Here is a 25,389-nt window from a genome sequence, read left to right as displayed (position 1 = left end):
AGGAGATGATCCGATGAAAAAGCTCCTGCTTCTCGCCTGCCTGGCGCTGCCCTGCGCCGCCCATGCGCAAACCGTGGCTTTCACCACCGAGGACTACGCCCCCTTCAACTATCGTGAAGGCAAGGAGATCAAGGGCGCGACGGTCGAACAGGTCGAAAAGGTCATGGCCGCAATCGGCGTCGACTACACGATCGAGGTCATGCCCTGGGCGCGCGCTTTCAGCCTTGCCCGCACGGTGCCGATGACCTGCGTCTTCGCCACCGCTCACAACAGCGCGCGCGACCCGCTGTTCAAATGGGTCGAGCCGCTGCTCATCGACCGCAACATCCTGATCACCCGCAAGGGCTCCGGCGTCACCGCCGCCAATCTGGAAGAGGCGAAGAAATATACGGTCGGCACGCAGCGCGAGGACTATACCGAGACGATCCTGAAGGAGAAGGGCTTCCCCAAGCTCGATGTCGCCAGCGACTTCAACGCGACGCTGCGCAAGCTCCTGAGCGGGCGCATCGACATGATGCCGATCTCCGAACTCTATTTCGACAAGCTGAAGGCCGACCAGCCGGTGGAGTTGGTGACCGTGCTCTCCGCCCAGCCGATGGGGATCGCCTGCGAGAAAAGTTTTCCGGACGATCTGCTCGCCAAGATGCAGGCGGCGCTCAACAAACTGATTGCCGACGGCGACCAGAAGCAGATCTTCCAGAAATACGGCATGAACCTGTCGGATTGATGCCGCTCGGTACGTCATTGCCCTTTCCGCTTGACTTTGCTCCCGTTTCCGGGTGGTGAACGTCGGAAAAGCTTAAGCGAGGACGACAGGCCATGCTGATCATCGCGGGTCTCGGCAATCCCGGCGGCAAATACGCCGGCAACCGCCACAATATCGGCTTCATGGCCGTCGACGCCATTCATCGCCGTCACAGCTTCTCGCCCTGGTCGAAGAAGTTCAAGGCCGAGATCGCCGAGGGCGAACTTGGTGGCGAAAAGGTGCTGCTGATTAAGCCGCAGACCTATATGAACCTCTCGGGCGAAGCCGTCGGCGAGGCAATGCGCTTCTACAAACTCCAGCCCGCCGACCTCGTCGCGATCTACGACGAACTCGACCTTCCCCAGGGCAAGGCGCGCTTGAAGACCGGCGGCGGCCATGGCGGCCACAACGGCATCAAATCGCTGGACGCCCATTGCGGCAAGGAATACCGGCGGCTGCGCCTCGGCATCGGCCATCCCGGCGTCAAGGAAATGGTGCAGAACCACGTGCTCGGCGATTTCGCCAAGGCCGACAGGGCCTGGGTGGAGCCGCTTCTCGATACGCTCGCCGACAATGCCGATATGCTGGTGCGAAACGAGGATTCGCAGCTGATGAACAAGATCGCCCTGGCGCTCGGCGGCAAGGCCGAGGAAGAAAAGCCGCGAAAGGAAAGCAAGGATAGCGATAAGAAGCCGGCAGGCCAGTCGCATATCCGCCAGGCCCGCAACAGCAATCAGCCGAAGCTGCCAACCACCGGCCCGATGGCCGAGATGCTGAAGAAGATGTTCGGCAACAAGGGAGAATGAGCCGGATGCCGGACCAGGATTTTACCATCCGTCCGGCCGCCGCCGGCGATTTCCCGGGATTGGCCACCCTCTACGAACATCTGAACCCGGCCGATCCGGTCCTTGACAAGACCGTGGCCGAGGAGCGCTTCTCCGCCATTCTCGCTCAGCCCGGCATGACCCTGTTCATCGGCTTTGCGGACGGTTTCGCGGCTGCGACCGCCACGCTGATCGTCGTCCCAAATCTGACGCGGAATGGCGCCTCCTACGCGCTCATCGAAAACGTCGTCACCCATGCCGATCATCGCCGGCATGGCTACGCCGGCGCGGTCATCGACCATGCCGTGACCGAGGCCTGGAAGGCCGGCTGCTACAAGGTGATGCTGCTGACCGGCTCCAAGAACCCGGCGACGCTGCGCTTCTACGAGAATTGCGGCTTCCTGCAGGACAAGACGGGTTATCAGATCCGCCGGCCCTGAACCCAGCTATTCCTCAGGCTCGGTGGTGAACATCAGCGGAAAGCCCATCTCCTTGGCAAGGTCGATGCCCTCCTTGGCCTTGGTCTCGGCAATATCCCTGGCGCAGACGATGACCACGCAGGAGCCGAGCTTATGCGCCGTCATCATCACCCGATAGCCGGTCTCCTCGCTCATGCGGAAAACGACCTTCAGGATCACGATGACGAATTCGCGCGGCGTATAATCGTCGTTGACGAGAATGACTTTGTAGAGCTTCGGCCTGTCCAGCTTCGGCTTTCCCTTGGTCTTCGGTTTCAGGGCAACGTCATTGTCACTCATCGGAAAATCCACCCGTTGATGACATGAAAAGGCGGAAGAAACATCCGCCGGACTATATTGCACCGTCAGCACGGCAGTTCAATGACGTAAATATCAGTCAACGGAGAGCAGGAGGCAATTCTGGCCGGCTTTTCGAAGAATGGCAGCGGCTTTCCTGTCGAATGTCGCAAAACTTTCTCCGCCGAGTCTTTCGCCTTCGAGCGCAATGATGCCATCCGCGAAATCGCCGCCGGCCTCCAGGAATAAAAGACCGCTCGCAACAGCGGCACGATCGAGCGTAACCGTCTCCGCCTCTGCGAGATACGTCAGCGCCTGCTTCACCTCAGCTGCGTCGAATTTATAGAGCCGTCGAAGAACCCAGGCCAATTCACAAAGCGTTTGGTTCGGCACAACGATCCGGTAGGACCGGAGGAACTCTTCTGCCTTCGGACTTTCGACAGGATGGTCGCGCGTGAACATCCGCACGAGAATGTTCGTATCGACGACGACCTTCAAACCTTATCCTCGCCAGCCCATCCAGCCTCGATCACTTCATTTATCTCGTCGATGGAATAGGCTCTGTCGGCCTTATGAGAAAACATGCCGAACAGACGCTCGATAGGCACCGTCGATTTGATCGCATGGATATTTCCACTGGCCCTCGGCAGGAGATCGATCTCGATCTCATCACCGGGCGCTATCCCGAGATGGTCGAGAACCTCTTTCTTGAGGGTCACCTGACCTTTCGCCGTAACCTTGAGCCTGACCATCACACCACTCCTGCCTCCATTGAAAGTAAGGCAGTTTTGCCTTACTTTCAATGGCGCTTTAATTTCATGGACCCTTGACCGGGGAAAGGTGTTCCCCCATAGGCAGGGGCAAAGTTTTCACAAACACGGACATCAAGCCATGGGCTTCAAATGCGGCATCGTCGGTCTGCCGAACGTCGGCAAATCGACCCTCTTCAACGCGCTCACCAAAACGGCGGCTGCACAGGCGGCGAACTACCCCTTCTGCACCATCGAGCCGAACACCGGCGAAGTCGCCGTGCCCGATCCGCGCATGCGCAAGCTGGCCGACATCGCCAAGTCCAAGGAACTGATCCCGACCCGCATCTCCTTCGTCGACATTGCCGGCCTGGTGCGCGGCGCCTCGAAGGGTGAAGGCCTCGGCAACCAGTTCCTCGCCAATATCCGCGAAGTCGATGCCATCGTGCATGTGCTGCGCTGCTTCGAAGACAGCGACATCACCCACGTCGAGGGCCGCATCAACCCGGTCGCCGACGCCGAAACGATCGAGACCGAGTTGATGCTCGCCGATCTCGAGAGCCTGGAACGCCGCACCGAGCAGACGCGCAAGCGTGCCACCAGCAAAGACAAGGATTCCATGGCAATGCTGCCGATCATGGAAGCCTCGCTGAAGCTGCTCAACGAAGGCAAGCCGGTGCGCACGCTGCTGTCGACGCTCGATGCCGAGGAGATTGCCATCCTCAAGGGCCTCAACCTGCTTACCTCGCATCCGGTGCTCTACGTCTGCAACGTCGCCGAAGGCGATGCCTCGACCGGCAACGAATTCACCGCCGCCGTCGCCGCCATGGCAAAGGAACAGGGTGCCGAAACCGTCATCATCTCGGCGGCGATCGAAGCTGAGGTCGCCCAGCTTGCTGAAGAGGAAGCCAAGGAATTCCTCTCCGCCCTCGATCTCGATGAGGCCGGTCTCGACCGGCTGATCCGCGCCGGCTACAAGCTGCTGCACCTCATCACCTATTTCACCGTCGGTCCGAAGGAAACGCGCGCCTGGACGATCGAGCGCGGCACCAAGGCCCCACAGGCCGCCGGCGTCATCCATTCGGATTTCGAGCGGGGCTTCATCCGCGCCAACACCATCGCCTATGACGATTACATCAAATTCAACGGCGAAGTCGGCGCGAAAGATGCCGGCAAGGCGCGCGACGAAGGCAAGGAATACGTCGTCCAGGACGGAGACGTCATCCACTTCCGCTTCAACACCTGATCGGAGTTGGCTGCCGCCTAAGAACAGGATGATTTTAGGCCGAAGCGGCCTAAAATCTGAATCCTGTTCTAAATTAATAAGTTAGAGCATGATGTCGCCCGAAAACCGCTCACACTTTTCGGCATCATGCTCTAGCCGGGCGGCAGCCTGTTCGCGATTGCAGGCGGCAGTGCCCTGAGCACCAGCCGGCGCAGCGGCATCCAGCCCGTTCCGATAATGAGCACGATCGCGCCGACGACGATCAGCGTCGTGAAGATGTAGGTATCGACAGTCGCATTTCCCTTCCGGACGACGCTGAAGATCGCAACGCCGAGCGACAGCAGCCCCGAAGTGACGAAGGCGCGGCGATCGATGACGAGGCCGATCAGCATCAGCGCCGCCACGGTCGCGACGACCACGGGCGTCCGGGCCGACATGTTCGCCAAGTCGAAGATACGACCGCCTTCCCCGAACGACAGCAGGGAGACGGTGCTGTAGAGCAGCGCCGGCGCCGCACCGAGATGCAGCCAGAACGCGATATCCGAACGCGTCGTCCGCCGTAGCCGGTCGCCGAGGTCGAAATAAAGCGCCGTCGCGAAGAGGCCGAGCGCGCAGACGAAAGCGACCGCGGCCAGCACGCCGAGATGATCGACGAAAAACGCGGGATTGCCGCTTAGCCATTGCACCAGGCGCAAAAGCAGGGTGAGCACCAAAGCAAGCGTCGACATAATAGTGAGCGCCAGCGACAACGGCACGCGATAGCGGGCATAGTAGACGCCGAGAATGATCGGAAAGCCGGCGACGAACTGTGTCAAATCCGCTCCGATTTCGGAGGTCCAAGGCGTAAAGACGCGGGACATCAGGAAAAATATCCAGCAGAACAGCGCGATCGCCAGGCTGACCGCCGGCAGGGCGAGCCGCTGGCGGCGTACCAGAATTTCCGAAAGCACGATGATGGCCACCGGCACGGCGTAAAGAGGCGCAAGCCCCCAGAGGCCGACGAGCGCGACGATGACGCCGATGGTGATCAGCACGTCATGGAAGCCCCGCACGAAACGCGGCGTCTCCGTATCCGACCATGCCTGCCCCGCGGCGGCGGCTGCCGGCGCCGCCCCGGCGACGACGGCCACGCCGCGCTCTGCAAGGAACGGCAGAAGCCGCCCGCCCGCTTCCGGCGAAATCAGCCCCTGGCGCGCCGCCTCGTCAAGTATCGACCTCAGTTCCGTCATGCCGGTTTATCTCCCCGGAATCATTGAGCCCGCGCGAATGCTATTGTAAGCACTAGAGCATGATGCCGAAAAGCGTAAGCGGTTTTCGGATAACATCATGCTCTAACTCTTTAATGTAGAACAGGATTTAGATTTTAGGCCGAGCGGCCTGAGAACATCCTGTTCCAGGCGCTGCATATGGCGGAGGAGAAAATGTCGGCAGAAAAGCTGTCTTTCGAGGATTTCGAGCCCGGACGCCGTTTCCTCCTCGGCCCCAAGCTGGTGCTCGCCGAAGAAATCATCGAATTCGCCAGCGAGTTCGATCCGCAGCCGATGCATCTCGACGAGGCTGCCGGCCGCGCCAGCATTCTCGGCGGACTCGCCGCCTCCGGCTGGCATACCTCAGCGATGCTCATGCGCATGATGGCCGACAGCTACGTGCTGAATGCGCTCTGCGAGGGCGCGCCGGGCATCGATCTGATGGAATGGCGAAAGCCGGTGCTCGCAGGCGATACGCTGCAGGGCCATTCGAGCGTTCTCGAAGCCCGGCCGATGCGCTCGCGCCAGGGCATGGGCATCGTCAAGTTCCGCCATGCGGTGGAAAACCAGCGCGGCGAACTCATCTGCCTCTCGGAGAACTCGATCATGATCCGCATGCGCCCTCAGCAGGACACCAGCATGAGCTCGGAGCTGCCGGCATGAGAATGTCCGAACTGTACCCTTTCGGCGAGAAGGCCGAGATCGGCAGCTATGCCTTTACCGAGGAAGACATCATCCGCTTTGCCAGACGCTACGATCCGCAGCGTTTTCATATCGACAAGGAAGCCGCGAAAGACACCCTTTTCGGCGGCCTCTGCGCCTCGGGCTGGCACACCACGGCCGCCTGGATGCGGACCTTCCTCGCCTTCTGGAAAAAGCAAAGCATCGCGCTTGGGGAAAGAGGCCTGACGGCGCCGAACCTCGGCCCCTCGCCCGGCTTTCAGAAGCTGCAATGGCTGCGGCCGGTCTTTGCAGGCGACGTCGTGACCTATTCCGTCACCCTTCTCTCCAGCCGGCCGCTCACGTCGCGGCCGGGCTGGCACCTCAACACCATTCTCTGCGAAGGCGTCAATCAGAACGGCGATCCCGTCATGCGCTTCGAAAGCGGTGTGCTGGAATTCGACTGACGCCGTCGGAATACAGGCTCAGTGCCCGGAGAATTCGACCAGCGTGTGCACGTTGACGCCGAGTTCTTCCAGCTTCCTGCGGCCGCCAAGGTCAGGCAGGTCGATGACGAAGCAGGCGCCGACAACCTCCGCGCCCATCTGGCGCAGAAGCTGCGTCGCCCCCACGGCCGTGCCGCCGGTGGCGATCAGATCGTCGACCAGGATCACCTTCTCGCCGGGCTCGACCGCATCGCGGTGCATCTCCATCTCGTCGACGCCATATTCCAGGCTGTAGGCGATACGCACGGTGTCATGCGGCAGCTTGCCTTTCTTGCGGATCGGAACGAAGCCCGAGGAAAGCTGGTGCGCCACCGCACCGCCGAGAATGAAGCCGCGGGCCTCCATGCCGGCGATTTTGTCGATCTTCGTGCCCGCATAGGGCTGCACGAGTTCGTCGACCGCCCGGCGGAAAGCGCGGGGGTTGCCGAGCAGCGTGGTGATGTCGCGGAAAATGATGCCGGGCTTGGGATAGTCGGGAATGGAGCGGATGCTGGCGGCGAGCTCCGAAAGCGTATTGTTCATGGAAAGTCCATATTCTGCGAGGGCAAGAAACGGCCCGCACCCTAGATCATGAAGCCGAAAAGTGTAAGCGGTTTTCCGAAGGGATTGCCGGCTGGCATCAATGCAGAGCGGCAGGCACAAAAAAGGCGGCTCGCAAGCCGCCTTTCGAATTCAGGCAAGAAACGCTCAATGTTCCTTGTTGGCGTAGACCGAGCGCTTCGTCAGATAGATCAGAATGCTGAAGATCGCCAGGAAGACCATGACCATGAAGCCGGTGCGCTTGCGCTCTTCGAGATGCGGCTCGGCAGCCCACATCAGGAAGGCGGAAACATCCCTGGAATACTGGTCGACGGTCGCCGGCGCGCCATCGTCATAGGTCACCTGACCATCGGAGAGCGGCTTCGGCATGGCGAGGACGGCGGCAGCATTGAAATAAGGGTTATAATGTCCACCCTGCGGCACCTGGAAACCCGCCGGCGGCTCTTCATACCCGGTCAGCAGTGCATGGATATAATCCGGGCCGCCTTCCTGATACTGGGTGAAGATGTCGAAAACGAATTGCGGGAAGCCGCGGGTGACGGCGCGAGCCTTGGCGATCAGCGAGAAATCGGGCGGAGCCGCGCCATTGTTGGACGCAGCCGCGGCTTCGGCATTCGGGAAAGGCGACGGGAAGTAATCGGAAGGCACCGCCTTGCGGGTAAACATCTCGCCGCTGGCGTTGGGACCGTCTTGGACCTCGTAATTCGCAGCGAAGGCCTTCACCTGCGCGTCGGAATAGCCGAGTTCGCCGAGCATGCGGAAAGGCACGAGCTTCATCGAGTGACAGGCCGCACAGACCTCCGTGTAGACCTTGAGGCCGCGCTGGAGCTGGCCCTTGTCGTAATGGCCGAACGGACCGGCGAAAGACCACTCCTCCTCCTTCGGATGCTTCAGCGGATAATGCGGCGTCTCGCCTTCCGCGTGATGAGCCGGAGCCGCACCTTCGGCGGGCGCCTCCTCGGCCAGGACAGCGCTGCTGAGACCGGCCACGAGAGCGAGCGAGAGAATGCTTGCAACAAGCGTTTTCATGTTTCTGTTCCCTTCCGTCGCGCGCTTACGCATTGGCCGCTGCACTGGCGGCAGCTGTCTTGGTGCGCTTCTCGAGCACCGCTTCGGTGATCGAGTTCGGGATGCGGCGCGGCGTCTCTACGAGGCCGAGCACCGGCATGGCAACCAGGAAGAAGGCGAAGTAGAGGAGCGTGCAGATCTGCGAGATGATGACGAAGCTCCCTTCCGCCGGCTGAGAGCCGAGCCAGCCGAGGATGATCGCGTTGATCACGAACAGCCAATAGAACAGCTTGTACCAGGGACGGTAGACCGCGGAGCGAACCTTGGAAGTATCGAGCCAGGGCAGGAAGAACAGCACGATGATCGCGCCGAACATGACGAGCACGCCGCCGAGCTTGGAGTCGATCGGGCCGATGTTGAAGGTGATCGAACGCAGCATCGCGTAGAACGGCAGGAAGTACCATTCCGGAACGATGTGGGCCGGCGTCTTCAACGGGTCGGCCGGGATGTAGTTGTCGGCATGGCCGAGGAAGTTCGGCATGTAGAAGACGAAATAGGCATAGACCAGCAGGAAGACCGAGACGCCGAGCGCATCCTTCATCGTCGCATAGGGCGTGAAGCGCACCGTGTCCGTCTTCGTCTTGACCTCGACGCCCGTCGGGTTCGTCTGGCCGGTGACGTGCAGCGCCCAGATGTGCAGCACGACGACGCCGGCGATCATGAAGGGCAGCAGGTAGTGCAGCGAGAAGAAGCGGTTCAGCGTCGGCTGTTCGACGGCAAAGCCGCCGAGCAGGAACTGCTGGAGCGATTCGCCGATCATCGGGAAGGCCGAGAAGAAGCCGGTGATGACGGTCGCGCCCCAGAAGGACATCTGCCCCCAGGGCAGAACGTAGCCCATGAAGCCGGTCGCCATCATCAGGAGGTAGATGACGACGCCGAGGATCCAGAGGATTTCGCGCGGCGCCTTGTAGGAGCCGTAATAGAGGCCGCGGGCGATGTGCAGGTAGACGGCGACGAAGAAGAAGGATGCGCCGTTGGCGTGCATGTAGCGCAGCAGCCAGCCGTGATTGACGTCGCGCATGATCTTTTCAACGGAGTTGAAGGCGATCATCGTGTCTGCGGCGTAATGCATGGCGAGCACGATACCCGTCAGGATCTGCACGACCAGCATCACAGAGAGCATGGCGCCGAAAGTATAGGCATAGTTCAGGTTTCTCGGAACCGGATATGCCACGAAGCTGTCATAGATCATGCGCGGCAGCGGCAGGCGCGCGTCGACCCATTTCTCGAAGCCGGTTGATGGTTCGTAGCTGGAATGGCCACTCATGAATCAGTCTCCCCTCAACCGATCTTGATTTTGGTATCGGACACAAATGAAAAGGTCGGGATCGCCAGATTCTGAGGCGCGGGACCCTTCCGAATGCGGCCGGCCGTGTCGTAGACCGAGCCATGGCAGGGACAGAACCAACCATTGTATTCGCCGGCCTGGCCGAGCGGAACGCAGCCGAGATGGGTGCAGGTGCCGATCATGACGATCCAGTTTTCCTTGCCTTCGCCGCCCGAGCGGTCGACGCCCGTTGCCTGAGCGTCGGCAGGAAGGTTTGCATTGCGGGCCACCGGGTCCTTGAGATCCGACATCGGAACGTCGGCGGCGGCCTTGACTTCCTCAGCCGTGCGGTTGCGGATGAAGATCGGCTTACCGCGCCACTTCACCGTCAAAGACATGCCGGGCTCGAGGCTCGCGACATCGACTTCGATGGAAGCCAGCGCCAGCGTCGACGCATCCGGGCGCATCTGGTCGATGAACGGCCATGCGACCGCTGCTGCGCCGACGGCGCCGGCCATACCAGTGGTGAGATAAAGGAAATCACGGCGAGTGGGCTCTGTCGAAGCCTCGCTTGTCGTTTCGTGTTCGCTCACGGCTTAACCATCCTCTGCGCAATTATCGCGGAATTCCGCCCTGCCCCCTCTACCAACGAATCTCTCTGGACACAATTCGGCCATAGATTCCCCGGCAATCCGGCGCGTTCTAAGCTTGATCGCAAATTATGTCCAGCCTTGACAAGGGGATGAGGGCACAATGTCGCGGGAAATTTCCGATGAATTTTTTACGGCAAACACCCGCTTGCCATTATGCTGCATTGCAACAAAAAAGCCGGCATGATAGGCGCAGTCGCAGCCAAGCCAGCAAGCCGGACCGAAGCGGATGAGAGACACGATTTTTTGCGTATTCAGCGTCCTCACGACCCTCGTCCTCGCCGTCATCTCGCTGCGCTACGTCAAAGACTTCTATCTGCTTTCCTTTTTTTACAGCTTCCAGATCCACCTGGCGGTGGCCGCCGCCGCCGCTTCCGTCGCGGCCCTTCTCGTCAAGCGGCATTGGTACGCGATGCTGACGCTTGGCCTATCGGCCATCCTTACCGTCCATGGCGCCGTGATGGCGCGCGAATTCGTAGAGCCCGCCGTCGAGGAGAGCCAAGCTGCTCTCTTCCGGCTGCTGTCCTTCAATATCGAGAACGATAATTTCGCAAACGGCCCCGCCATCGCCGATATGGTCATCGGCTCGGGCGCCGATGTCGTCAACATCCTGGAGGCCGAACCGCTGCTGTCCGAACTGCCGCGGCTCCTGAAGACCTATCCCTATTACGTCGGCTGCGGCATCGGCATGGAGCAATGCGATACGCTCGTCCTGTCGAAGCGCCCGCTCATCGAGCCCCGGATCCGCAACCTCGGGCTCCTCTGGCGCAACCGGCTGACGATCTCGACGATCGATTTCGACGGCCGGAAGGTCAATTTTCTCGCCGCGCACCTGACCAAGCCCTACTACGACGAATTCCACGGCCTGGAAATCGAAGATCTCGCCGAGGTCATCCCTTCCCTGCCGGGACCGCTGGTGCTTGCCGGTGATTTCAACACCTCGATTCTGGCGCCCGACATGCAGTATCTCATGCGCAGCCAGGGCTTGGGCACGGTGTCGCTGGAACCTGCGACATGGCCGATCGTCGCCGGCCCCTTCGGCATTCCGATCGATCACATCTTCAGCAAGGCGCCCCTGCGGCTGAAATCGGTCCGCCGCATCGAGGACAGCTTCGGATCAAATCATTTTGGCCTCATGGCGGAATTCGTCGTCGACCCTTAAACCCTGGTCCTCGTCGGCCGCGAGGAAGCCGCCGGACTGGCGCGCCCAAAGCTCGGCATAGAGCCCGCCGCGGCGAAGCAGCTCGTCGTGGCTGCCCTCCTCGATGATCCGGCCGAGGTCGACGACGATCAGCCGGTCGAGCGCGGCGATGGTCGACAGCCGATGGGCGATCGCAAGCACCGTCTTGCCTTCCATGATCCGATGAAGATTGGACTGGATCGCTTCTTCCACTTCCGAATCGAGCGCCGACGTCGCTTCGTCGAGAACCAGGATCGGCGCGTCCTTCAGCATGACGCGCGCAATGGCGATCCGCTGCCGCTGCCCGCCCGACAGTTTGACGCCGCGCTCACCGACATGCGCATCGAAACCCCGGCGCCCCTGCTGATCCTGCAGACGGGAGATGAAATCGATGGCCTCGGCGCGCCGGGCCGCTTCCACCAGCCGCTCCTCGCCGGCATCCGGCCGCCCGAACAGAATATTGTCGCGCACCGAACGATGCAGCAGCGAAGTGTCCTGGCTGACGACGCCGATCTGCATCCGGAGCGATTCCTGCGTGACGGCCGATATATCCTGCCCGTCGACGAGGATGCGTCCGTCCTGAATGTCGTAAAGGCGCAGCAAAAGGTTCATCAGCGTCGATTTGCCGGCGCCCGAACGGCCGACGATGCCGACCTTCTCGCCCGGGTGGATGATCAGCGAGAAATTCTCGACGACCGGCTGGTGGCCCTTGCCGTAATGGAAGGAAACATTATCGAAACGGATGCCGGGCTGCCGGATCACCAGGCTCTTGACATCGGGCCGATCGACGAGCCCAAGCGGCTGGGAGATCAACTCGGCGGCGTTCTGGATGGTGCCGAGATTGCGCATGATGCCGTTGAACTGCGTCATCAGCCGTCCGAGCAGGAAATTCAGCCTGAGCACCAGCGCCAGAGAGAAGGCCACCGCGCCCGAGCTGACGAGGCCGCGCAGCCAGAGATCGACGCTCAAGCCGGCCATCGTCACGATCATCAGGCCCGAGAGCAGCGCCATGGAAGCTCTCACCCCGGTGATGAACCGCGTGAAGCGCAGCACCGTATCCTGGTAGATGTCGAAGCCTTGGCGCATGTAGCGATCGCTCTCCTCGTCGCGGGCAAAGAGCTTCAATGTCTGCATGTTGCTGTAGGAATCGACCATCCTGCCGTTCAGCATCGATCCGGCTTCCGCCGTTTCGCGCGAGTGATAGCGGATGCGCGGAACGAAATGGCGGGCAAGCAGGCCGAAGGCGACGAGCCAGAACAGCACGACGGCGGCAAGCGAAAAGTCGAGCCGGGCGACGAGCGCGAGCGTCGTGACCGCATAAATGCCGACGAACCAGACGCTCTCCATCAGCGACGTGACGAGATCGCCCGTCGCCTGCCCGGCCGACCAGACCTTGGTGACGATGCGTCCGGAGAAATCGCTCTGAAAGAACGACAATGATTGCCGGGAGACATGGAGATAGGATTGCCAGCGTGCTAGATTATAGAAGCCGGGCGTGATCACCTGCTGGTCGACGAGCGCGATCAGGAAGACAACGACGAAGCGCGCGACGCCGATGAGGGCGAGCATGCCGAACAGCTCGCCGCCATGGGCCGCCAGAAGGCCGCTCCAGCCGGTCCCGGGCGTGGTACTGGCGAGGATATCGACCAGGCGCCCGACGAACCAGAAGAGCGCGGCCTCGATGGCCGCCGATATGCCGCCGAGAATGAGCATGGCGATGAACGGCATCTTCGCCTGGCCGATATAGAACCAGATGAAACCGAACGTTGCGCGCGGCGGCTGGAGATTGGCGCGCGGGCGGAACGGATCGATCCAGGTTTCGAACAGGCGAAGGATGGGGCGCAGGAACATGGAAGCGATATAGGCGGATTGCGGGGAGCGGCAAAGGGAATGAAAAGCGGACGCAACCTAATATTTTGGTAATAAACGATAACATCGGCGGCATCGCCATTGATTGCCCCCGAACCCGTCACAATCTGACGATACGATCGCGCTTCATCGGAGAGAGGGTCCATGGAAACGAAAATGCTCGATGCGCATATTCCGCTTCCGCTCGCGGAAAGGCTGGATGCCCTGTCGCTCGACCTGGCGCTGCCGCGCGACGTGATCGTCACCGAAGCCATCGCCGCCTGGCTCGACAGCGAGGAACGCCGCCGCATCGTGGCGCTGCGCACGATCGCCGCCGCCAACACCATCGTCGTCGTCGAACATGACCGCGTGATCGACTGGGCCGATAGTCTTTGAAATAACGGATGGCGCGGCATCATTGCCGGCAGGCGTCAATTCTCGCCAAGTATCGCAGCAACGTCCGGCGGCCGGCATAACACACAAGATCGCAACGACGTCACTCTCAATGAGATAATAGGCGCAAATATCCTCGAAACCTAGAACACGTGACGATCCAATGCCCGTCAAATGTGCACTGCCGGATTTTCCGCATGCTAAGACTAGATTACCGCAGATTATTCGGATGTATATCGTGCGGACTTTGAAGCATGAGAACTGAATGTAGAAGCATAAGCCTTATTTTCGCTGAAACAACCCCAGAAAGAAGCCGTCCACGCTAGAAACGCGCCCACGCCACAGCTCGCCGTTTTCACTCGGGAGCTTGCTCCCACTCGGATCATAAACCTGCGCATCGACAAGATGGATAAAGGAAGGGCGAGATACATTGGCCTGAGGCTCGTCATAGATTTCCCCGAGCGATCGATAATGTTCTCTCAGATGATCAGCGGTATCCTTGTCGGCAAACCCCGATGCAAAGCGATCCGCAAATAGCTCGAAATATTGCTTACCTCCTATTAAAACTCCAGACACCATTATTCCCTTAACATTCAATATAATACCTATTCGAAAACTGGTATTATTAGCGAAATCCACTAGCCCTTCTAGCAGCCAATCCCCATCGGGATGGGGCACGATTGCTTCATCTGACGAGGAGCTCGACCGATTCTCTTGTTCCATCATTAGATTGACCTACGGGTAGAGGAATTAAGAGCGGCATCAACGATATTAATATCAAGTTGCTGTCCGATTGCCCAAGGGCTGGAAGCCTTTGCAACACCAACCGATTGAGCCGACCGCCCAGACCCACTAGCTGACTTGTGCCCAGGTAACTGAGCTTTCACCACGAGGAATACGGGTGCGTACTCGCCTGACAAATGCTTATGCAACAACTCCGCCTCCTTCTTAACTACCATTTCGTAGCTGTGGTCAACTCGAAGATAATGGTGAAACGTAGCGAAGGAATACTCGCTTGATAGCGGGTCAAAGGCTCGATGTCGCGCTCTGCGTAGTACTTCCACCAACGGGGGCGCAATTTTACTCTGCCCACTCAACTGAGATGGGCCAATCTCCTCCGAAGGGACCTGGTTCAGAAGCGCTCTAACACGTTCTTTGTATGCGCTGGGCAACGATGAGACAAATACCGCCACAGGGGTTGAAGGACATTTGACGAGAGCGTCGGCAAGGCGTTCAGCGGGAAGATGATCCCATACACCCGCCGATCCTAGTTCAAGCCCTGTAGCTTCAATTAGATCGTCGCAGGCACCGCCATCCGGCGGCGTTGTCGAGAGAAACTCGACTAGAGCGTCGATCAATAGTTCGGAAAATTCACCGTTCGCCAAACGATCTACAAGTTTGCGAACTTGCGACGGCCGAGACGTTAGCTCAAAAATTCTCATAGCCCAAATCTAGCATTTTGACGGTTGTTGGCATTCAGTCCGCAGGCTTTAGATAATGTACATCTAAATCAATACCAAACTGTTTCCATACTTCCGCGGCTTTTTCGAGGTGTTCGCGGGGCTGCTTCTTGGAGTTTGGTCCAAACCTTCCTGACTTGTTGGAGATCACCCATTCGTGCTCTCCAAAATCCGGATCATAGACTATCTCACCACCAATGCGGGCTTTCTTCGGATCGCCAGACAAAAGCGCTGGATGTCCTAACTTTAAATACTTTGAAGGAAGCGACCACACCCTTGAAACTGGATGGTGAATGTGGCTGCCTGAGTGATCAGCCGAATACGCTTCCTCGAGCGCGAACCAAATTGTGCCGCTCTCATCCATCAACCAAAGGATAATCAAACAAAGATGATTGAGTTTTGTAACGCCTAAGCCACGCTTGGCGGTCTGGAAGTATTCCCTCAGGAGACTGGCCGAATGCCCATCCAGTTTGTGAAGGCTGCGCGGTTTTGCCACGGTTTCCCCAGGGTGTATATACCTCGGCTCTACAGCCAAGCCGAAATCTGTATCGAGTGTTAATAAGGTCATTCAACCACCGGGCGATTACAACCACTGTTAAGCATAGATTCGGGCGATATACAACAATGCGACCCCAATAGAATTTAGCTTGTCAAATTCTAGAAGGTTGCCTCAACAATCTCGATTTTGGTCAGATCTTAAACTGGTGTTGCAAGCGTAAAAGCCGGATGCAGAAAGCGCTGACCGAGTGATGCACCGCCACGCTCCAAAAGATAGGCAAGTTGCCACAGAATATCTCCCTAGCCGTCGGCTTGACGCTAAGCCGCCGAATTCTTTTTACTCTGTACCGCCAGCAGCCGCGTAGCTTCGTGCCTCAGATCGTCCCAAAATGCGCGCGTTGCCTCCGCGGCCTTGCCAGAGGCAAGGCCCTCACGCAGCAAAGCCTCGAGTCGCGCTTGGGTTTGGCGTTCTGGCAATGCGATCGGCACTGTAGCCACGGACGGTATCCCTATTTGAATGCCCTCAACTGTAAAAGGCCCTCCCCGTTTCCACCGGGAGGGCTTCTCTCATTCCGCTGCCTCTTCCGCCTCCTCGGCGTGATCGGAGAGGAAGCCGCCGGACTGGCGGTTCCAGAGGTCGGCATAGATGCCGCCATTTTCGATCAGTTCGCCGTGCGAGCCGGCTTCGATGATCCGGCCCTTGTCGAGCACGATCAGCCGGTCCATCTCCGTCAGCGTCGAAAGCCGGTGGGCGATCGCGATCACCGTCTTGCCTTCCATCAGGGCGAAGAGGTTTTCCTGGATCGCCGCCTCGACTTCGGAATCGAGCGCCGAGGTCGCCTCGTCGAGCACCAGGATCGGCGCGTCCTTCAGGAAGACGCGGGCGATCGCGATGCGCTGGCGCTGGCCGCCTGACAGCTTGACGCCGCGTTCGCCGACCTGCGCATCGAGCCCCTGGCGGCCCTGCATGTCGACGAGCCCTTCGACGAACTCCCAGGCATTCGCACGCTTGGCAGCCTCGATGATCTCGGCATCCGAGGCATCGGGACGGCCATAGGCGATGTTGTCGCGGATCGAGCGGTGCAGCAGCGAGGTATCCTGCGTCACCACGCCGATCAGCGAACGCAGGCTCTCCTGCGAGACGCCTGAAATATCCTGCCCGTCGATGGTGATCCGGCCGGCCTCCAGGTCGTAGAAGCGCAAGAGCAGGTTCATCAGCGTCGTCTTGCCGGCGCCGGAACGGCCGACCAGACCCACCTTTTCGCCCGCCTTGATGTCGAGCGACAGGTTGTCGATGACGCCTTTGCCCTTGCCGTAGTGGAAGCGGATGCGGTCGTAGTGGATCGCGCCCTTCTTCGCCGTCAGGACCGGTGCTCCCGGCTTGTCGACGATGTCGTGCTGCTTGCTCATCATCTCCATGCCGTCATAAACCGTGCCGATATTCTCGAACAGCGCCGAGACTTCCCACATGATCCATTGCGACATGCCGTTGACGCGCATGGCAAGACCGATGGCGATAGCGATCGCGCCGACCGAGATCGCCCCGTTCAGCCAGAACCAGATCGACAGGCCAGAGACGACGAAGAGCGCGATGCAGTTGTTCAGGTAGACGCTGATGTGGAAGAGCGTCACCTTGCGCATCTGCTTGTGCACGGTCTGCAGGAACTCGTCCATGCCCTCCCTCGCATAGACCTCCTCACGGCCCGCATGCGAGAAAAGCTTGACGGTGGCGATGTTCGTGTAGCTGTCGACCACGCGCCCCGTCATCATCGAGCGCGCATCCGCCTGCGTCGCCGCGATCTTGCGAAGCCGCGGCACGAAATAGGAGACGATGCCGATATAGACGGCGAGCCAGACGAGGATCGGGATCATCAGCCGCCAGTCGGCCGCCGCAATCACGATGATCATCGTCAGGAAGTAGCTGACGACGTAGACGAAGACGTCGAGGATCTTCATGACAGTTTCGCGCACGGCAAGCGAAGTCTGCATCACCTTGGTCGCGACGCGCCCGGCAAACTCGTTGGCGAAGAAGGTCATGCTGTGGCGCAGCAGGAAGCGGTGCATCTGCCAGCGCGCCATCATCGGATAATTGCCGAGCAGCATCTGGTGCATGATGAGGGAATCGAGCCCGGCCGCCAGCGGCAGGCCGACCAGCACCAGCGCCGCCATCCAGAACAGCTTGTGGCCTTCCGTCTGCAGGAAGGTGGCGCGATCGGCATTGGTCAGCCAGTCGACGATGTCGCCGAGAAACTGGAAGAGCGCCACTTCGCCGATGGCGATCAGCGAAGTCAGCACGGCCATCAGGCCGAGCCACGGCGCTGCCGGCTTGCTGTAATGCCAGCAGAAGGCAAAGAGACCTTTCGGGGGCGCCACGGGCTCCTCGCTCGGAAAGGGATTGAGTCGCTGTTCGAACCAGCCAAACATGAAATTGCTCCGAAACATCAGCGTTCCGGCTCCCGGCTTCGCGCCATCCCGGCGCATGCAAGCACATATGGGAACCGGACGTTCAAGGGGCGAGGCTGAAACAGCCGCACAATGGATCAAGAAGGGGATTTCAGGAAGAAATGCGCCTTAGCGGCGCCATGTCGCCTTGATCGGCATCACGGCGGGAAAGCGCATATGGAGCAAAATATTCATGTCGGCCCTCCCTGCTGGCGATTGAAGACGTGCATGGATACCGCGAAAACCGCGAAATTTCCAGCCCCATAATGGCGCAAATTGAACGTTTCGGAGCCAAAATGCGCCCCTGTTGCTCCGGAATGACTGTTGGATTACGCCTCTGGCATCGAAACGAAAACAAAAAGGCGGCACGTCATGACTGATCTCAGGCTGGCACTCTATCAGCCGGATATCCCCGGCAACACCGGCACGATCCTGCGCCTTGCCGCCTGCCTCGGCTTTGCCGTCGACCTGATCGAGCCCGCCGGCTTCGATGTCTCCGACCGCAATCTGAAACGATCCGGCATGGATTATATCGCCGCCGCCGCGCTGACCCGCCATGTCAGCTGGGACCGCTTCGAGGCCTGGCGCGCCACGTCAGGCCGTCGCCTGATCCTCGCCTCGACCAAGGCCGCGGATCGCTACACCGACTTTGCTTTCCGTCCCGACGATATCCTGCTTTTCGGCCGTGAAAGCGCCGGCGTGCCGGATCAGGTACATGAAAAAGCCGATGCCCGCATCCTGATCCCGATGGTCGAAGGCCAGCGCTCGATCAACGTCGCGGTCTCGGCGGCGATGATCGTCGGCGAGACCATGCGTCAGACCGCCTGGGCTTGATCGGCGCCGGGTTCGACGGATGTGCCGATCTGTTCCGGAATGTCGCAAACCGGCGTTGCCGATCAGCCAAAACAGCTTATATTCATTAGCCGAGCAATCAAAAAGATTCGCGCAGTTTCCATGATTTCAACGGCTTGAGGCAGAAAAGCCCGGGCTCTATTTTTTCCAGACACAAGAAAGAAGAACAAAAACAAGAAAATGGAATCCACGGTCATCATGATCAACCTGTTCGGCGCCGTGGCCCTGCTGCTGTTCGGCCTCGCACAGGTGAAGGACGGCATGTCCAGGGCCTTCGGCGCCCGGCTGAGAACCGGGCTGGCGACCGGCACGCGCGGCGGCCTGCGCTCCTTCCTGTCAGGCCTGGTGGCAACCATCGCGCTGCAAAGCTCCACGGCAACCGCGCTGATGACCGCATCCTTCGTCGAGCGTGATCTCATCAAGCCGCGCATGGCGCAGATCGTCCTGCTCGGGGCCAATGTCGGCACGGCGATCACCGCCTGGATCGTCGCCACGGGCATCGAATGGCTTTCGCCCCTCCTGATCCTTTCCGGCATGGTGCTTTACCGTGGCCGCTCCAGCACCCGCCAGGGTGGCGGCGCGGCCCTGATCGGCATCGGGCTGATGCTGCTGTCGCTGCATCTCCTCGGCCTTGCGACTGAGCCCATGCGCGCCTCTCCCGCCCTTGCCGCCTTCATCGGCCTGCTGGACGGCGCCCTGCCCGTGGCGCTCATCTTCTCCGCAGCACTCGCCTTCCTATCCTCGTCGAGCTTGGCGGTGGTGGTTCTGATCCTGTCGCTCGCCTCGGCCGGCCTGATATCAGCCGAACTCGTCGTCGTGCTCGTGCTCGGCGCCAATCTCGGCGGCGCGATACCGCCCGTCGTCGCGACATTGTCCGGCCCGGTCTCGGCCCGGCGCGTCACCCTCGGCAATCTGATCGTGCGCATGATCGGCTGCTTCCTCGCCCTGCCGCTCGCAGGCTATGGCGCGGAACTCATCCAGCTGCTGCCCTTCGGCCCCGCCAAGCTGCCGGTCGATGCGCATCTCGCCTTCAACCTTCTGCTCGCAGCGCTCGCCTGGCCCTTCTCCCGGCCGCTCGCCGCGCTGATGGCCCGGCTGGTGCCGGACCAGCCGGAGCCCGACAACGCGCCGAAATATCTGGACGAGCACGAACTTTCGACGCCCGTCATTGCTCTGACCAGCGCCACCCGCGAAGTGCTCGGCATCGGCGACCTCATCGAGCGCATGCTGATCCGGGTTTCCGAAGCCTTCGAACGGAACGACGCTTCCAAGCTTACCGAGATCCCGGCCCTCGAAGAACGCGTCGACCGGCTGCAGCAGGCGGTGAAAGTCTATCTCTCCAAGCTCGGACGTGAAGGTCTCGGCGACGAAAACGGCCGCCGCTCGATCGTCGTCATCGATTACGCGATCAATCTCGAACATATGGGCGACATCATCGAGAAGGGCCTCCTGGAGCAGGTGAAGAAGAAAATCTCCCTCGGGCTCAGATTTTCCGACGACGGCCATCAGGAACTGCGCAAGCTGTTCGATCTGACGATCGACAATCTGCACGTCGCCCAGACCATCTTCGTCACCCGTGATTTCAATCTCGCGCGCCAGATGATGGAGGTAAAGGTCGAGGTCCGCCGGATGGAGAAGCAGTCGGCCGAGCGCCATCTCGAACGCCTGCGCGACGGCCGCACCGACAGCCTGCAGACGAGTTCGCTGCATCTCGACATGCTGCGCGACCTGAAGCGCATCAACGCCCATATCGTCTCGGTGGCGCATCCGATCATGGACGAGAACGGCCTGCTGATCGAAAGCCGCGTGCGAACGACCGTGGAGTGACGGTTAGTCGGCCGAAGGCAGGCGGCGCATGGTGAATTCGATCTGGTCGCCGTCGAGCTGACGCCAGCTTTCCACTTCGGTCCAATAGGCCGCTTTCGGATATTCGTCGAACCATTCGCGCGCCTTGGCGCGGGCGTCGAGGAGGCCGAGACAATATGTCTGACGCACGAAATGGTCTTTCGTGCGGGCAGAATTTTCCGCCCGGTGTCTCGCCATTCTGCGCTTCAGCCCGTCGAAGGACGGAGGGCCTGGAATTTTCGCCATCAAACCTACCTCTGTCGAAAAGGTAGTATCGAAACCCTTGCTTTGCGAGTCGAATCTTGATGCCTCGGCCGCAGCTTGGCGAGAGGCGGCGCCACCTGCTAGAGGTGGCGGACAACGAGGAATGAGCGAGTCGTGTCCTGAGAGGGACCGGCCGCGGAGGCGTGACATGGAAAGACCGGAACTGCCGATCGGCTTGCCTGACGATATCGAAGAGAAGAAGGCTGCTGCCCGCAACTGGTTCGAAGGGCTGCGCGATACGATCTGCGCCTCCTTCGAAGCTCTGGAAGACGAATTGGAAGGCCCGCTTTCCGATCAGGAGCCCGGCCGCTTCGTCGCCAAGGATTGGTCGCGTGAAGACGGCGCCGGCGGCGGTGGCCGCATGTCGATGATGGAAGGCCGCGTCTTCGAGAAGGTCGGCGTCCACACCTCCACCGTCCACGGCGAATTCTCGCCGGACTTTCGCGCCCAGATACCGGGCGCCAAGGAAGATCCGCGTTTCTGGGCCTCCGGCATCTCGCTGATCGCCCATCCCGTCAACCCCAACGTTCCCGCCGTGCACATGAACACCCGCATGGTCGTCACGACAAGCCGCTGGTTCGGCGGCGGAGCCGACCTCACGCCGGTGCTGTCGCGCCGCCGCACGCAGGAGGACGAGGACAGCCAGCTCTTCCACAAGGCGATGGAGATCGCCTGCCGCAACCATGCCGTTGCCGATTACGACGCCTACAAGGCCTGGTGCGACGAGTATTTCTTCCTGAAGCACCGCAACGAAGCCCGCGGCATCGGCGGCATCTTCTACGACTGGCTGCATTCGAGCGCCGAAGCCGGCGGCTGGGAGGCCGATTTCGCCTTCACGCGCGATGTCGGCCGGGCCTTCGCCATGGTCTATCCGAAAATCGTCCGCTCCAACTTCAACAAACTGTGGACGGAGGCCGATCGTGACGAACAATTGATCCGCCGTGGCCGCTACGTCGAGTTCAATCTGCTGTATGATCGCGGCACAATTTTCGGCCTGAAGACCGGCGGCAACGTGGAATCCATTCTCTCGTCGCTGCCGCCCGTCGTCCGCTGGCCGTGAGACTGTGATAACTCGTCGATAAATTCGAATTGAGGGACCTTCATAAAAATTCAGTGAGTCCTAACTTTATATGTACGTGCGTAACAATCGGAGGAGGATTGTCATGACGACACAAAGCGGCTCGCCTGCGTCCACGGATGTCCAGGAAACATTCCGTGCAATCGACACGCCCGAGTTCCTGATACGCATCGCCGAGAAACTGCGGGCCAAGAGCGGCTCGGATCTGCCCCTCTCCTGCTTCATCGAGCAGGTCAAGCTGCAACTGGCCGGCGGAAAGTCGCCTGAAGAGCTGCAGAACGACGCAGCCAACAGCAACATGCCCGGCCATCTCTCGGATACTTTCAAAGCCTGGGCGATGCCCGACTGAAACACCTTCTCCGGTCGTCACCTCCTGCCGGCCGGAACCTTCTCTCCGCACGTACATTCATCAATCGCGTGAAAGCGCGATGGCCGTTGCGTCCCAGACAGAGGAGAAAACCATGCGACTTTTCGAATGCGGCACGCTCGTTCCCGGCTGCGCCTGGCACACCCGGGCGGATAATGACGCAGAAGTGGTCCGCCGCGCCGTCGAGCACCTGAAGACCGCTCACGGCGAAACGACCATACGCGAAAACATGGTTGACAATATCAAGGCACGCATCCGCGACGAGGCCAGCGCCGCCTGAGAGCCGGTGCCCGCGTCCTGGCAGCAACGACTATGACAGCGCCGCATCCACCGGATGCGACGCATGATCCCTATTGGATGCGTTCCTGCAGCCGGGCGAGCAGCGCGGCCCGGTCGGAAGCGAAATTCTCCTCCACCCACTGATGTTCCAGGGCCGCCAGCAGTTCGCCGACGCGCGGGCCGGATGCGATGCCGGCCGCAATCACATCGCCGCCATTCAGAGGAAATTGCGGCTTCCTCCAGTTCGTGGCCTGATCCAGGAGCTTGCCGAGCCGCGCCGAGCGCGCCATTTCGGCAAGATCGCCCTCGGCCTTGCCGCGCGCAACGCCGAGCGCCAGCTTCAGGCGCGTCGTGATGCCATCCGGGCCGTTGCGGTAGAGCAGCCGCTCGAAGGCGGCCGGCGATATCTCGTCGTTGACCGGCGCCGCTTTCGCCCAGGCCGTCAGAGCGGCCGCTTCCGCATTCGAGAGCTTCAGCCGGGCCGCAAGAGCCTCCAGCCGCGCCGCATCGGGCGGCACGATCGCCGCAAGGCGCAGCAGCGGATCGGGCGTCCAGCCGAGCGCCTTCTCGGTGGCGACCAAGGAAGGGATCGCATCGATCCCCCATCGTTCCGATTCCGGCAGGATTTCCGTCAGCACCGCCACCTGCCGCATCCAGAGCAGCGCCCGGCCGGGATCGCCGGCACCGAGCAGCTTCCGAAGCTCCGACCAGACGCGTTCGGCCGAGAGCGTCTTCAGTTTCGGACGCGCCGCCGCACAGGCTTTCAGACCCTCCGCATCCGGCCGTCCGGAACCGTAATAGGCAAAGAAACGGAAGAAGCGCAGGATGCGCAGATGGTCTTCGGCGATACGCCTCGTCGCATCGCCGATGAAACGGATGTTGCGCCTCTCGATGTCCGCAAGCCCGCCGACGAGATCCACCACCTCGCCCTTGGCATCGGCGTAGAGCGCGTTGATCGTCAGGTCGCGCCGTTCGGCATCGGCCTTCCAATCGGTGCTGAAGGCGACCTTGGCGCGGCGTCCGTCGGTCTCGACATCGGTGCGCAGCGTTGTCACCTCGAAGGGCTTGCCGTCGATGACGAGCGTCACCGTGCCGTGTTGCAGCCCTGTCGGCACCGCCTTGATGCCGGCCACTGCTGCCCGCTCCATGACGATTTCGGGCGTCAGCGTCGTGGCAATGTCGATATCGCTGACCGGCAGGCCCATCAGGCTGTTGCGCACCGCGCCGCCGACGACCCGTCCTTCCCCCTCATCGGTATTGAGAAGTGCCAGGACCCGGGCGAGCGCCGGATCACGGAACCATGCCTGGTCGGCAATGCCGGTCATGCATAAAGCCTTTCGTAGAGCGTGCGGACGATGCCGGCGGTGATGCCCCAGATCATTCTGGTTTCATAGGGCATGCGGTAGAAATGCCGGTCGATGCCGTCGATGACGCGCCTGTCGCGGTTGTGATTGGCCGGGTTCATCAGGAAGGAAAGCGGCACCTCGAACACGTCGTCCACCTCGGCCGGGTTCAGCGTCAGCGCGAAACCCCGCTTGACGACGCCGAGCACGGGCGTGATGCGGAAGCCGGTCGAAGCGAGGTAATTCGGCAGCCTGCCGACCGTCTCGACGTAGGAACCGGGCAGGCCGATTTCCTCCTCCGTCTCGCGGATCGCCGCCATTTCGGGCGAGATATCGGCCGGATCGATCGAGCCGCCGGGAAAGGCGATCTGGCCGGAATGTTTGCGCAGCGTCGCCGTGCGCTTGGTGAAGATCACACGCGCTTCCTCGCCGTCGTCGACAACGGGCACGAGCACGGCGGCATCGCGCAGCTTGAAGGTCGCGACCTCCTCCACGATATCGGGATTGAGGACATGGTCGCCGTGATCGCGCCAGGCATGGTCGACGGGCCCGCCATTCTGATTGAGCGCACGGCGGCGGAATTCAGCTGCTGAAAACAGCGGATAACGTTGGGTGATCGCATCGTTCATCGGGAAAGCGCATCCAGTTCGTCGGCCGGCATGACGGGGAAGACCTCGCCGGCGGAGCGAACGGCAAACATCGCCTGTCCCTCCACGTCGAGCGTCTCGCCGAGTGCCGCCAGTTCATACATCACCGCACGCGACACCAGCGCCTCCAGCCGCCCGCGCACATGCAGATAGGGTTTCAGTTCGGCATTGCCGCCGGCAATGGCAAAGCGCAGCCGATGTTCTCCTCCCGCCTCCACGACATCGCCGACATTGGTGCGGAACGTCAGCACCTGATCACCCTCCCGCGTCGTCACGCTCATCTCCACCGCAACGAACGGCGCGTCGACGACCCTGATCCCGACCTTTTCCACAGGAGTTACGAGATACGTCTTTTCGTCCTCGTCCTTTCTCAAAACCGTCGAAAACAGCCGCACCAGCGCCGGCCGGCCGATCGGCGTGCCCATGTAGAACCAGGTGCCGTCGGCCCTGATCTCCATGTCGATGTCGCCGCAGAAAGGCGGATTCCACCGCTCGACCGGCGGCAGCCCGCGTTTTTTACCGCTATTTTCGGCAGACGCGCGCGAAATCAGCGCGGCAAGCCCCGCTGCATCCGCCTGTCCGCTGATTTCTTCGGCTGCCATTCTTCCGTCCCGGTTTGTCCTTAACGAAGTGAAGTCACGAGATAGTCATTCGTAA

The 25,389-nt window shown here is 60.7% G+C and carries 29 protein-coding genes; 13 read left to right on the top strand and 16 right to left on the bottom strand.

The features are described from left to right. Positions 1–13: 13 nt before the first annotated feature. The 3 genes from ATY78_RS08615 to ATY78_RS08605 all read left to right on the top strand — a co-directional run bounded on the left by ATY78_RS08615 (position 14) and on the right by ATY78_RS08605 (position 2,009). Positions 14–727: a transporter substrate-binding domain-containing protein gene (locus ATY78_RS08615; protein ID WP_088681931.1), complete on the top strand. Its 714-nt coding sequence runs from the start codon at positions 14–16 to the stop codon at positions 725–727. A 92-nt stretch (positions 728–819) separates the two neighbouring features. Continuing rightward, complete coding sequence (gene pth, locus ATY78_RS08610; RefSeq protein WP_088681930.1) at positions 820–1,551, top strand: aminoacyl-tRNA hydrolase; 732 nt, start codon at positions 820–822, stop codon at positions 1,549–1,551. Further along, complete coding sequence (locus tag ATY78_RS08605; RefSeq protein ID WP_088681929.1) at positions 1,548–2,009, top strand: GNAT family N-acetyltransferase; 462 nt, start codon at positions 1,548–1,550, stop codon at positions 2,007–2,009. The genes pth and ATY78_RS08605 overlap by 4 nt, the downstream gene beginning before the upstream one ends. 6 nt (positions 2,010–2,015) lie before the next feature. Here ATY78_RS08605 and clpS read toward each other — a convergent pair whose 3' ends face one another. The 3 genes from clpS to ATY78_RS08590 all read right to left on the bottom strand — a co-directional run bounded on the left by clpS (position 2,016) and on the right by ATY78_RS08590 (position 3,076). Continuing rightward, positions 2,016–2,327 carry an ATP-dependent Clp protease adapter ClpS gene (gene clpS / locus ATY78_RS08600; protein ID WP_088681928.1) on the bottom strand — a complete coding sequence of 104 codons (312 nt, stop codon included), beginning with the start codon at positions 2,325–2,327 and terminating at the stop codon, positions 2,016–2,018. A 93-nt stretch (positions 2,328–2,420) separates the two neighbouring features. After that, positions 2,421–2,822: a type II toxin-antitoxin system VapC family toxin gene (locus ATY78_RS08595; protein ID WP_088681927.1), complete on the bottom strand. Its 402-nt coding sequence runs from the start codon at positions 2,820–2,822 to the stop codon at positions 2,421–2,423. Further along, complete coding sequence (locus tag ATY78_RS08590; RefSeq protein ID WP_088681926.1) at positions 2,819–3,076, bottom strand: AbrB/MazE/SpoVT family DNA-binding domain-containing protein; 258 nt, start codon at positions 3,074–3,076, stop codon at positions 2,819–2,821. Before ATY78_RS08590 ends, ATY78_RS08595 begins: the two co-directional genes overlap by 4 nt. A gap of 139 nt (positions 3,077–3,215) precedes the next feature. On the opposite strand from ATY78_RS08590, the gene ychF reads away from it, so the two are divergent. Then, the gene (gene ychF, locus ATY78_RS08585) at positions 3,216–4,319 is read left to right on the top strand and encodes a redox-regulated ATPase YchF (RefSeq protein ID WP_088681925.1); all 1,104 of its coding nucleotides are present in this window, start codon (positions 3,216–3,218) and stop codon (positions 4,317–4,319) included. A gap of 131 nt (positions 4,320–4,450) precedes the next feature. On the opposite strand, the gene ATY78_RS08580 is transcribed toward ychF, so the two are convergent. Then, positions 4,451–5,527, bottom strand: a complete 1,077-nt coding sequence (locus ATY78_RS08580; protein ID WP_088681924.1) for a hypothetical protein — start codon at positions 5,525–5,527, stop codon at positions 4,451–4,453. A 192-nt stretch (positions 5,528–5,719) separates the two neighbouring features. On the opposite strand from ATY78_RS08580, the gene ATY78_RS08575 reads away from it, so the two are divergent. Continuing rightward, positions 5,720–6,208, top strand: a complete 489-nt coding sequence (locus ATY78_RS08575; RefSeq protein ID WP_088681923.1) for a MaoC family dehydratase — start codon at positions 5,720–5,722, stop codon at positions 6,206–6,208. Then, positions 6,205–6,672, top strand: coding sequence for a MaoC family dehydratase (locus tag ATY78_RS08570; RefSeq protein ID WP_088681922.1), 468 nt, complete (start codon positions 6,205–6,207; stop codon positions 6,670–6,672). Before ATY78_RS08575 ends, ATY78_RS08570 begins: the two co-directional genes overlap by 4 nt. 18 nt (positions 6,673–6,690) lie before the next feature. On the opposite strand, the gene ATY78_RS08565 is transcribed toward ATY78_RS08570, so the two are convergent. The 4 genes from ATY78_RS08565 to petA all read right to left on the bottom strand — a co-directional run bounded on the left by ATY78_RS08565 (position 6,691) and on the right by petA (position 10,179). After that, entirely contained in the window at positions 6,691–7,233 is a 543-nt protein-coding gene (locus tag ATY78_RS08565) for an adenine phosphoribosyltransferase (protein ID WP_088681921.1), read from the bottom strand. 165 nt (positions 7,234–7,398) lie between these two features. Then, entirely contained in the window at positions 7,399–8,280 is an 882-nt protein-coding gene (locus ATY78_RS08560; protein ID WP_088681920.1) for a cytochrome c1, read from the bottom strand. 25 nt (positions 8,281–8,305) lie between these two features. Further along, the gene (locus tag ATY78_RS08555; protein ID WP_088681919.1) at positions 8,306–9,586 is read right to left on the bottom strand and encodes a cytochrome b N-terminal domain-containing protein; all 1,281 of its coding nucleotides are present in this window, start codon (positions 9,584–9,586) and stop codon (positions 8,306–8,308) included. Positions 9,587–9,600: 14 nt separating this feature from the next. Then, positions 9,601–10,179: a ubiquinol-cytochrome c reductase iron-sulfur subunit gene (petA, locus tag ATY78_RS08550; protein WP_088681918.1), complete on the bottom strand. Its 579-nt coding sequence runs from the start codon at positions 10,177–10,179 to the stop codon at positions 9,601–9,603. A 286-nt stretch (positions 10,180–10,465) separates the two neighbouring features. On the opposite strand from petA, the gene ATY78_RS08545 reads away from it, so the two are divergent. Continuing rightward, complete coding sequence (locus ATY78_RS08545; RefSeq protein ID WP_088681917.1) at positions 10,466–11,398, top strand: endonuclease/exonuclease/phosphatase family protein; 933 nt, start codon at positions 10,466–10,468, stop codon at positions 11,396–11,398. Here the strand turns inward: ATY78_RS08545 and ATY78_RS08540 are convergent. Then, positions 11,354–13,267 carry an ABC transporter ATP-binding protein gene (locus tag ATY78_RS08540; RefSeq protein ID WP_088681916.1) on the bottom strand — a complete coding sequence of 638 codons (1,914 nt, stop codon included), beginning with the start codon at positions 13,265–13,267 and terminating at the stop codon, positions 11,354–11,356. The two genes, ATY78_RS08545 and ATY78_RS08540, sit on opposite strands and share 45 nt — an antisense overlap. Before the next feature lie 162 nt (positions 13,268–13,429). Between ATY78_RS08540 and ATY78_RS08535 the strand changes: the two genes are divergently transcribed. After that, positions 13,430–13,660, top strand: a complete 231-nt coding sequence (locus tag ATY78_RS08535; protein ID WP_088681915.1) for a CopG family transcriptional regulator — start codon at positions 13,430–13,432, stop codon at positions 13,658–13,660. A gap of 279 nt (positions 13,661–13,939) precedes the next feature. Here ATY78_RS08535 and gvpU read toward each other — a convergent pair whose 3' ends face one another. The 3 genes from gvpU to ATY78_RS08520 form a co-directional block, all read right to left on the bottom strand. Then, positions 13,940–14,383: a gas vesicle accessory protein GvpU gene (gvpU, locus tag ATY78_RS08530; protein ID WP_088681914.1), complete on the bottom strand. Its 444-nt coding sequence runs from the start codon at positions 14,381–14,383 to the stop codon at positions 13,940–13,942. Positions 14,384–15,133: 750 nt separating this feature from the next. After that, on the bottom strand, positions 15,134–15,613 hold the full coding sequence (locus ATY78_RS28155) for a hypothetical protein (protein WP_141105632.1): 480 nt from the start codon (positions 15,611–15,613) through the stop codon (positions 15,134–15,136). Positions 15,614–16,182: 569 nt separating this feature from the next. Next, positions 16,183–18,039, bottom strand: a complete 1,857-nt coding sequence (locus tag ATY78_RS08520) for an ABC transporter ATP-binding protein (RefSeq protein ID WP_088681913.1) — start codon at positions 18,037–18,039, stop codon at positions 16,183–16,185. A gap of 390 nt (positions 18,040–18,429) precedes the next feature. Between ATY78_RS08520 and ATY78_RS08510 the strand changes: the two genes are divergently transcribed. After that, positions 18,430–18,891 (top strand): tRNA (cytidine(34)-2'-O)-methyltransferase, encoded by a 462-nt coding sequence (locus tag ATY78_RS08510; RefSeq protein WP_088681982.1) that lies wholly within the window; start codon positions 18,430–18,432, stop codon positions 18,889–18,891. A 198-nt stretch (positions 18,892–19,089) separates the two neighbouring features. Continuing rightward, positions 19,090–20,736, top strand: a complete 1,647-nt coding sequence (locus ATY78_RS08505) for a Na/Pi cotransporter family protein (protein ID WP_088681912.1) — start codon at positions 19,090–19,092, stop codon at positions 20,734–20,736. Between the two features lie 3 nt (positions 20,737–20,739). Here ATY78_RS08505 and ATY78_RS08500 read toward each other — a convergent pair whose 3' ends face one another. Continuing rightward, entirely contained in the window at positions 20,740–21,000 is a 261-nt protein-coding gene (locus ATY78_RS08500; RefSeq protein WP_088681911.1) for a hypothetical protein, read from the bottom strand. Positions 21,001–21,166: 166 nt separating this feature from the next. Between ATY78_RS08500 and hemF the strand changes: the two genes are divergently transcribed. The 3 genes from hemF to ATY78_RS08485 all read left to right on the top strand — a co-directional run bounded on the left by hemF (position 21,167) and on the right by ATY78_RS08485 (position 22,743). Continuing rightward, on the top strand, positions 21,167–22,078 hold the full coding sequence (gene hemF / locus ATY78_RS08495; RefSeq protein ID WP_088681910.1) for an oxygen-dependent coproporphyrinogen oxidase: 912 nt from the start codon (positions 21,167–21,169) through the stop codon (positions 22,076–22,078). A 103-nt stretch (positions 22,079–22,181) separates the two neighbouring features. After that, positions 22,182–22,445 (top strand): hypothetical protein, encoded by a 264-nt coding sequence (locus tag ATY78_RS08490; RefSeq protein WP_088681909.1) that lies wholly within the window; start codon positions 22,182–22,184, stop codon positions 22,443–22,445. A gap of 112 nt (positions 22,446–22,557) precedes the next feature. Next, on the top strand, positions 22,558–22,743 hold the full coding sequence (locus tag ATY78_RS08485; protein ID WP_088681908.1) for a DUF1059 domain-containing protein: 186 nt from the start codon (positions 22,558–22,560) through the stop codon (positions 22,741–22,743). A 70-nt stretch (positions 22,744–22,813) separates the two neighbouring features. Here the strand turns inward: ATY78_RS08485 and ATY78_RS08480 are convergent, their stop codons facing one another. Genes ATY78_RS08480 through ATY78_RS08470 form a run of 3 tightly spaced genes read right to left on the bottom strand, consistent with a single transcriptional unit; the run spans position 22,814 to position 25,334 of the window. After that, a complete protein-coding gene (locus tag ATY78_RS08480; RefSeq protein ID WP_088681907.1) occupies positions 22,814–24,067 on the bottom strand; it encodes a CCA tRNA nucleotidyltransferase in 1,254 nt (417 codons plus the stop codon). Continuing rightward, the gene (locus ATY78_RS08475; protein ID WP_088681906.1) at positions 24,064–24,714 is read right to left on the bottom strand and encodes a CoA pyrophosphatase; all 651 of its coding nucleotides are present in this window, start codon (positions 24,712–24,714) and stop codon (positions 24,064–24,066) included. Before ATY78_RS08475 ends, ATY78_RS08480 begins: the two co-directional genes overlap by 4 nt. Further along, complete coding sequence (locus ATY78_RS08470; protein WP_088681905.1) at positions 24,711–25,334, bottom strand: DUF1285 domain-containing protein; 624 nt, start codon at positions 25,332–25,334, stop codon at positions 24,711–24,713. Before ATY78_RS08470 ends, ATY78_RS08475 begins: the two co-directional genes overlap by 4 nt. Positions 25,335–25,389: the final 55 nt, after the last annotated feature.

The sequence above is a fragment of the Rhizobium sp. R635 genome (assembly GCF_002211285.1).
In the GTDB taxonomy this organism is placed as follows: domain Bacteria; phylum Pseudomonadota; class Alphaproteobacteria; order Rhizobiales; family Rhizobiaceae; genus Rhizobium.
The sequence above is the reverse complement of the archived record's forward strand: the minus strand, read 5'-3'. Positions and strand labels throughout refer to the sequence as shown.